Consider the following 7,784-nt stretch of genomic DNA (forward strand, 5'->3'; position numbering starts at 1 on the left):
CTATGTGTCTAGCCATCCCAGCCCGCATCACCGCCATCGATGTGGCCGCCGACACCGCCAAGGTCGCGCTTGGCGGCGTGAGTAAGGATGTCTCCTTGGCCCTGGTCGAGGGCGCTGCAGTGGGCGACTACGTCCTGGTGCACGTGGGGTACGCCCTCAACAAGATCAGCGAGGAGGAAGCCGAGCGTACCCTTCGAATCATCGGCGAGATGGGTCTGCTCGAGCCGGCGCAGGATACCGGCCTCTCTGAGATGGCGCCTGCCTCGGGGACCGGAGGTCGCTCGTGAGGTACATCGACGAGTTTCGCGATCAGCGGCTCGCCCGCCGGCTTGCGAAGACCATCGCCGCCGAGGCCCAGCCAAGCCGCGAATACCGGCTGATGGAGTTCTGCGGCGGCCATACCCATGCGATCTTCCGCTATGGCGTGCAGCACCTCATGCCGCCGAACGTGCGCTTCGTCCATGGTCCGGGCTGCCCGGTCTGTGTTCTGCCGATGGCATGCATCGACCAGGCGATTGCGCTCGCCACCCAGCACCCGGTCACGCTCTGCACCTATGGCGACCTGATGCGCGTTCCGGCCAGCGAGCGCAAGACCCTGCTCAAGGCCAAGGCCGAGGGTGCGGACATTCGCATGGTCTACTCCACGCAGGATGTCCTGCGGATTGCGCGTCACCAGCCGCACCGCCAGGTCGTGTTCTTCGCAATCGGCTTCGAGACCACCACGCCGCCCACCGCCGTCGCCGTCAAGGTGGCACGGAGCGAAGGGCTCGATAATTTCTCGGTCTTCTGCAACCATGTTCTGACCCCGCCGGCGCTCAGGACCATCCTGAGTGCCGCCGGACCCCGGGGAGCTCGGCTCGACGGCATCCTCGGCCCCTCTCATGTCAGCACGCTCATCGGCAGCCGCCCGTACTGGTTCGTTGCACAGGAGTTCGGCATCCCCGTCGTCATCGCCGGCTTCGAGCCCCTGGACGTCATGCAGTCCGCCTTGATGCTGGTGAGACAGCTCAACGAGGGTCGTTGCGAGGTCGAGAACCAATACACCCGCGCCGTGACCGAGGCGGGTAATCGCAAGGCGCAAGCGCTGATGGACGAGGTCTTCCAAGTGCGTGCGCGCTTCGAGTGGCGGGGGCTCGGCATCCTCCCGGACAGCGCCCTGACCCTGGGTGAGGCCTATGCGGACCTGGATGCCGAGCGGCGTTTCCCGACCCAGGTCGCCGCGGCCAGGGAGGTGAGGGGCTGCGAGTGCCCGGCGATCCTGCGCGGCGTCAAGCAACCGACGGACTGCAGGCTCTTCGGCAACCCCTGCACGCCCGAGAACCCCATGGGCTCCTGTATGGTGTCGTCCGAGGGGGCTTGTGCGGCCTATTGGAGCTACGGGCGGCTGAGGGAGCCGGCGCGGGCCGGGGCGGCGACGGGATGACGTCCGAACGGCGCTTCCCCGTCCGGCTCGATGTCAGGAACGGCGCCGTCGACATGAGTCACGGCTCCGGCGGGCGCGCCATGGCGCAACTCATCGGCGAGCTCTTTCGACGCTATCTCGACAACGCGCTGCTCGCCCAAGGAAACGACCAGGCGCTCTTTGCCCCGCCCCCGGGACGTCTGGTCATGAGCACCGACGGGCACGTCATCTCGCCACTCTTCTTCCCGGGCGGTGACATCGGTTCGCTCGCGGTGCACGGCACGGTCAACGACGTCGCCATGGCCGGTGCGCGCCCGCTCTATCTGGCCGCCGGCTTTATTCTCGAGGAGGGTTTTCCGCTCGCCGAGCTGGCCCGCATCGTCGAGAGCATGGCCAATGCCGCCAACGCGGCCGGCGTGCCGGTCGTCGCGGGCGACACCAAGGTCGTGGAGCGCGGCAAGGGTGACGGCGTCTTCATCACCACGACCGGGATCGGTGTGGTCCCGGAAGGCATCCTGATCTCCGGGGACCGGGCCGAGCCGGGGGACGCCATCCTTGTGAGCGGCAGCATCGGAGACCATGGTGTCGCCATCCTGTCCAAGCGAGAGAACCTCGGCTTCGAGACCGAGATCCACTCCGACAGCGCCGCCCTCCACGGGTTGGTCGCCGCCATGGTCGAGGCCGTCGGCGAGATCCATTGTCTTCGTGACCCGACCCGCGGCGGCCTGGCCACCACGCTCAACGAGCTGGCGCAGCAATCCGGGGTCGGCATGCAGATCCGCGAGGATGCCATCCCGCTCCGCCCGGAGGTGGCGGCCGCCTGCGAGCTGCTCGGGCTCGACCCGCTGTACGTCGCCAATGAGGGAAAGCTGATCGGCATCTGCCCGCCCGACCGAGCCGACGACCTGCTCGCTGCCATGCGCGCCCATCCGCTCGGCGCCGACTCTGCGATCATCGGAGAGGTGGTCGAGGATCCCCATCGATTCGTGCAGATGGAGACCCGATTCGGCGGCAGCCGGATCGTCGACTGGCTCGCCGGCGAGCAGCTGCCCCGGATCTGTTAAGGTTCGCCGCCCAGGGGAGTCCCGCGTGATCGACATGAGCTGGGTCGGGGGCCATCAAGTCTGGCTCCTCTCATTGGCCGGCCTCTCGGTGCTGACCTTCTTCGGATCCCTGATCGCCCTTCCGTTCCTGCTCGCGCGGATCCCGGAAGACTACTTCGTCGACCCAGAGCGCCATGCCAGCCGATTGAGGCGCTTGCACCCCATGGTCTACGTGACCGTGCGGGCGCTGAAGAACCTGCTCGGGTGGATCCTGGTCCTCGCGGGCGTCCTGATGCTGGTGCTCCCCGGCCAAGGGATCCTGACCATCATCATGGGACTCGTCCTGAGCGATTTTCCGGGCAAGTTCGCGCTCGAACGCCGCTTGGCCAGCAAACCGCGGATCCTTGGCGCGATCAACTGGATCCGCAGACGCAGCGGCCGGCGTCCGCTGCTTCCCCCGCGGATGCCGATGGGCGAGGGCGGTCATTGAGGGCGTGCTTTCGGGCGGCCCGGTCTTTCGATCGCCTTAGGGAGGGGTTTGGGCCGGGGTGCGCCGACCCAGGCTGGATATCGCAGCCCTTCCTCGGGCGATGTCGCTGGAGGGCGGGGTCGAGGGTCGGCTTCCGCTCGTCCATTGCGGCCACTCGGGTTTGGCAAGGAGCCTCGCAGGAGGTATCGTTCCGTCGCCATGGAGATCCTCGCGCGCGCCATCGACCTCAGCCGCCGGTTCGGGCGCTATCCGGCGCTGTCCGGACTCGACTTCGAGCTGCGGCAGGGCGAGGTCCTGGGTCTGCTCGGTCCCAACGGGGCCGGAAAGACCACCTGTCTGCGGCTCCTCAGCGGCGGCCTCCATCCCAGCCGCGGCAAGATCGAGATCCTCGGGATCGATCTGAGCCGCCGTCCGGTCGCGGCCAAGCGTCATCTGGGCTATCTCCCCGAGCGTCCGCCCCTCTATCCGGAGCTGCGCGTCGACGAATACCTGCGCCACTGCGCCCGGCTGCATCGGGTTCCGCGCAGAGGCGTGAAGGAGGCGGTGGCGGAGGCCAAACGGCGCTGTGGGCTGGACGGGGTCGGGCGCCAGCTGATCGCCAAGCTCTCCAAGGGCTTTCGCCAGCGTCTCGGGATCGCCCAGGCAATCCTGCATCGCCCGCGGCTGCTGATCCTGGACGAGCCCACCGAGGGGCTCGACCCGGTCCAGACCCGCGAGGTCCGCGCCCTCATCCGCGAGCTGTCGAAGGACTCTGGCATCATCCTCTCGAGCCACGTCCTGCCGGAGGTCCAGGCCGTCTGTGACCGTGTCCTGGTCCTGCACCATGGCCGTCTGCTGCGCAGCGAGCACCTGTCGGCCGCACCTCGAGCCGGTCTTTGTCGTGTGCGAGTCGCCGGGGCCGTTGACCCGGGGCAGATGGCGCGCCTGCCCTGCGTCGAGGCCGCGATCGCGCTGGGCGAAGGTCGCTACCGCATGATCCTGACCGAAGGCGCCACCTCTGGCGATCTCGCGCGTCAGATCGTGGGTGCCGGGCTGGAGCTGCATGAGCTCGGCCCCGAGCGTCCCGACCTCGAGCGGGTGTTCTTCGACCTCATCGGCGCGGGGGATCCGGCATGATCGGGATCATCGCCGGGCGCGAGGTGCGCAGCGCCCTCGTCACGCCGCTACCCTGGATCCTCCTCGGGGGCGGCCAGGTCGTCCTGTCCTGGATCTTTCTCAAGGTCGTCGATGACTTCGCGGGCCTGGAGGCCGATGAGCGGGTGGCAAGCCTGACGCTGGAGCTGACGCTCAATCTCTTCGGGTTCGCGGCGGTGATCCTGATGCTGGCGGCGCCCTTGATGGCGATGCGGATGCTCAGCGGCGAGCTCCGCGACGGTAGCTTCGAGCTGGTCGCCGCGGCCCCGGTGCGGATCGGCCAACTGGTGATCGGCAAGTACCTGGCGCTGGTTGGCCTGATGACACCGCTTTGCCTCCTGCCGATCCTCAACCTGGCTTGGATAGCGGGCATTGCCGACCTGGATCCCGGTCAGGTCGCAGCAGCGACCCTGGGCCTTTGGCTCGCCGGCCTGATGTTCTGCTCGGTCGGACTCTATGCGTCGAGTCTGAGCACCCAGCCGGGTGCGTCCGTGCTCGTCGCCTTCTCGATCCTGCTGGTCTTCTCCATCATCGGCCGTGCCGAATCGCTCGCCACACCGGGACTCTCCCTGTTCGGCTGGCTGTCCTGGAACGAGCACCTGTTCTGGTTCCTGGCCGGGGCCGTGCGCGCGAGCGACATCGCCTACTTTCTGTCCTTTGCTGGCGTATTTCTGGCCCTGAGCCATCGTCGGCTGTCCAACCGGTATCTGCAGTGAGAGAGACGAGGTCAGGCACACTGGACCAGCTTGGTGGGATCAACCGGGCGATCGCGGACGGGCTGTTTCTGGTCCTGCTCCTCGCCGTCGTCGTCGCCGGCGGCTGGCTGATCGCCCGCCATGACCGTTACTGGGACTGGACGGCGGCGCGCAGCAACAGCCTCACCGCCGAGAGCCTGGCGATCCTCGCGACGCTCGACGGATCCTTGCGGGCAACCCTGTTTGCCGACCCCGCAAGCCCCCTCGGCAAGGGCATCGAGCGACTCCTGATGCGCTACCGGCAGGCCCTGCCAGGTCTGGAGATCGGCTTCGTCGACCCGCAGCTCTTTCCAGAGCGTGCACGGGAGGCAGGCGTCACCATGGCCGGTCAGGTCGTCTTGGACTACCGTGGGCGCCGCGAGACCCTCGCCTCGATCAGCGAGCGCTCGATCAGCGCCGCCCTGTCGCGGCTGGGAGCCAGTCGCATCCCATGGGTCGCAGCGATCGAGGGTCACGGTGAGCGTGCGATCCAGGGGGAGGGGGGCACGGACCTCGGGGACCTTGGCGCCGAGCTCGCCGAAAGGGGGTTTTTGGCCCGCCCGCTCGATCTGGGCCGTGTGGCCGAGGTGCCGCTGAACACCCGGATCGTCGTCGTCTCCACCCCCCGCATCCCGCTTTTCCCGGGGGTGGTCGAGCGCCTCATCCAGTATGTCGAGCGCGGGGGCAACCTGCTGTGGCTCTTGGACCCGGGCCCGCTGAACGGGCTCGAGCCGTTGGTCGAGCATCTGGGACTGACCATCCTGCCCGGGACCGTGGTCGACGCGGACGCGGCCGCCCTGGGCGTCGCCACGCCGTCCGTGGCGGTGATCGCCTCCTACCCGGACCACCCCTTGGCCGACGGTCTGGAGGCCGCGTCCGTGCTGCCGGGCAGCCTTGCCTTCGACACCGAGCTGGCCCCTGGGTGGACCCTGGAGAGCTATTTGACCACGGGCCCACGGAGCTGGAACGAGACCGGCCGTCTGGACGGCCTGATCGAGCGCGACGAGGTCGTCGGCGAGCGGCCCGGGCCCCTTCCGGTGGTCATGGCCCTGACGCGTCCGATCCCGGGAGAGGGTCGCGAGCAGCGCGTGATCTTGGTCGGCGATGGTGACTTCATCAGCAACGCCCACATCGGTGCTTACGGCAATCGGGCGCTCGGGCTCAACCTGATCGCATGGCTGAGCGCCCCGGGCGAGCTGGCCGAGCTGCCGCCGGCACCGGGCGAACCCGAGGCGCTCGTCCTCGACGAGCGCCAACGTCTCACGATCGGCCTCGGGTCGCTGGTCGTGGTGCCGGCGATCTTCCTGGCGATCGGCCTCGTGATGCGCTGGTTGCGCTGGAGACACCCGTGAGATCCCGCTGGATTCTGAACCTGGTGCTCCTGCTGACCGTCTTCCTGCTCGGCTGGGCGATCCGGCTCGAGCTCGCCGCGACGCGGATCCCTCCCACCCTGGGCGGGGACGACACGTCCGAGCCGTACCTGATCGAGATCGCGCGCGCGGGCGAGCCGGACATTGAGCTGGAGCGCCTGCTCTCCGGATGGCGAATGCGCAGCCCCTGGGACGTGGACGCAGACCCGGACCGTGTTGCGGCCCTGCTGGCGCTGCGCGAGGCGCCGGTCCTGCGGAGCATGCCGGCGCGGGCGGCTGCCCTCGATGAGCTCGGTCTGGACCCGGTCAGCCTGCGCCTGCGTCTTGATGCCAGGGATTTCGTCTTCGGTGGGACCGACCCGGTCTCGCAATTGCGCTATGTGGGCAGCGAGCAGCTGGTGCACCTGATCGAGGACCGCTTCCAGCATCTTCTGATCGCGCCCCCGATCGACTATGTGGCGCCCACCCCCCTGCCGCGCGGATTGGATCCCGCGTTCGGTCTGCTCGATGACGTTCCGCTGAGCGGTGACACCCTATCGCGGCTTGGGGCCTTGGTGGCGGAGCGCGTCGAGCCGGCGGCCGATGCGCTCACCGGCTCGACGCTCGAGCTGAGAACGATGGAAGGCACTCGGCTTCGCTACCTGGTTTCCGAAGACGGCCGGCGCTGGAGTCGTCCGGATCTCGGCCTGACCTATGTGCTCCCGCAGGCACCCGCGCTCGTCGAGGACCCGGACGCGATCGACCCCACCCCCGCCGAGACGCTCCCTCATCCGGATGCGGCACCTGGCGTTGCCGACGAGACGCAGGGGTGGCTCGATGCTGCCGGCGAGGGCCCCGACTCGGCCGCCCCCCTGGATCCGGATGCCCCCATGGGCCAGCTGATCGACCCGGAGGCCCCGCTGTCGGGCGAGCTTCCGCTGGGTCCGGCGCCCGAGGTCCGGCTGCGTCCGTTCGATGTCCTTCCGGCGGCCCCCCCTGAGTCCGATCACGATCCGTTCGAGGCAGGGCCGGAGAGGGAGCCGCCGGAGGGCTTCGGTCTCGATCCCTTTGCGCCGGATCCTGACGTCCCCTGATGCCCGAGCTGCCCGAGGTTGAGACCACCCTCCGAGGCATCCGTCCCCGTTTGGAGGGCCGGCGCATCGATCGCTTGTTGGTGAGAGAGCCCAGACTGCGTCAGCCGATCCCGCCCGAGACCGCGGCCCTGGTCGCCGGGCAGACTGTCGGGTCTCTGTCGAGACGCAGCAAGTATCTCCTGATCGGACTCGATCGGGGGAGCCTGATCCTCCATCTGGGGATGTCCGGCAGCCTGCGGGTGGTCGATGCCGAGAGTCCGCCGAAGAGGCACGACCATGTCGATCTGGCGTTGTCGGACGGACACTGCCTTCGTTTCCACGATCCTCGCCGATTCGGGCTTCTCCTCTGGAGCGAGGATTCGCCGGAGCTCGCCGGACTTCGTCATCCACTGCTCAGCCGGTTGGGACCCGAGCCATTGGACGCGGCGTTCGACGGCGATCATCTCTACCGCCTGAGTCGGCAGCGAAGGGTTGCGGTCAAGTCGTTCCTGATGGACGCGGCGGTGGTCGTCGGGATCGGGAATATCTACGCCAACGA

At 68.3% G+C, this 7,784-nt stretch carries 9 protein-coding genes; all 9 read left to right on the top strand.

All coding sequences use genetic code 11. The features are described from left to right. Positions 1–2 precede the first annotated feature (2 nt). Positions 3–287, top strand: coding sequence for a HypC/HybG/HupF family hydrogenase formation chaperone (locus LJE61_RS06050; RefSeq protein ID WP_296915213.1), 285 nt, complete (start codon positions 3–5; stop codon positions 285–287). Next, positions 284–1,423, top strand: a complete 1,140-nt coding sequence (hypD, locus tag LJE61_RS06055) for a hydrogenase formation protein HypD (RefSeq protein WP_296915210.1) — start codon at positions 284–286, stop codon at positions 1,421–1,423. The genes LJE61_RS06050 and hypD overlap by 4 nt, the downstream gene beginning before the upstream one ends. After that, a complete protein-coding gene (hypE, locus tag LJE61_RS06060) occupies positions 1,420–2,466 on the top strand; it encodes a hydrogenase expression/formation protein HypE (RefSeq protein ID WP_296915207.1) in 1,047 nt (348 codons plus the stop codon). The genes hypD and hypE overlap by 4 nt, the downstream gene beginning before the upstream one ends. Before the next feature lie 34 nt (positions 2,467–2,500). Further along, positions 2,501–2,935, top strand: a complete 435-nt coding sequence (locus tag LJE61_RS06065; protein ID WP_296915246.1) for a PGPGW domain-containing protein — start codon at positions 2,501–2,503, stop codon at positions 2,933–2,935. Positions 2,936–3,133: 198 nt separating this feature from the next. After that, positions 3,134–4,051, top strand: a complete 918-nt coding sequence (locus LJE61_RS06070; RefSeq protein WP_296915204.1) for an ABC transporter ATP-binding protein — start codon at positions 3,134–3,136, stop codon at positions 4,049–4,051. Further along, on the top strand, positions 4,048–4,785 hold the full coding sequence (locus LJE61_RS06075; protein ID WP_296915201.1) for an ABC transporter permease: 738 nt from the start codon (positions 4,048–4,050) through the stop codon (positions 4,783–4,785). Before LJE61_RS06070 ends, LJE61_RS06075 begins: the two co-directional genes overlap by 4 nt. After that, complete coding sequence (locus LJE61_RS06080) at positions 4,782–6,155, top strand: GldG family protein (protein WP_296917752.1); 1,374 nt, start codon at positions 4,782–4,784, stop codon at positions 6,153–6,155. The genes LJE61_RS06075 and LJE61_RS06080 overlap by 4 nt, the downstream gene beginning before the upstream one ends. Beyond that, a complete protein-coding gene (locus tag LJE61_RS06085) occupies positions 6,152–7,246 on the top strand; it encodes a hypothetical protein (RefSeq protein ID WP_296913124.1) in 1,095 nt (364 codons plus the stop codon). Before LJE61_RS06080 ends, LJE61_RS06085 begins: the two co-directional genes overlap by 4 nt. Beyond that, positions 7,246–7,784 (top strand): DNA-formamidopyrimidine glycosylase family protein (locus LJE61_RS06090; protein WP_296917754.1); only part of this gene is annotated, 539 nt, incomplete at its 3' end. The genes LJE61_RS06085 and LJE61_RS06090, both read left to right, overlap by 1 nt.

This window comes from Thiocapsa sp. (assembly GCF_022340925.1).
Lineage (GTDB): Bacteria > Pseudomonadota > Gammaproteobacteria > Chromatiales > Chromatiaceae > Thiocapsa.

Excerpts from the sequence above, each read along its gene's own strand:
- LJE61_RS06050 (WP_296915213.1), top strand. The coding sequence starts at position 3 with ATGTGTCTAGCCATCCCAGCCCGCATCACCGCCATCGATGTGGCCGCC.
- hypE (WP_296915207.1), top strand. The coding sequence starts at position 1,420 with ATGACGTCCGAACGGCGCTTCCCCGTCCGGCTCGATGTCAGGAACGGC.
- LJE61_RS06065 (WP_296915246.1), top strand. The coding sequence starts at position 2,501 with ATGAGCTGGGTCGGGGGCCATCAAGTCTGGCTCCTCTCATTGGCCGGC.
- LJE61_RS06070 (WP_296915204.1), top strand. The coding sequence starts at position 3,134 with ATGGAGATCCTCGCGCGCGCCATCGACCTCAGCCGCCGGTTCGGGCGC.
- LJE61_RS06075 (WP_296915201.1), top strand. The coding sequence starts at position 4,048 with ATGATCGGGATCATCGCCGGGCGCGAGGTGCGCAGCGCCCTCGTCACG.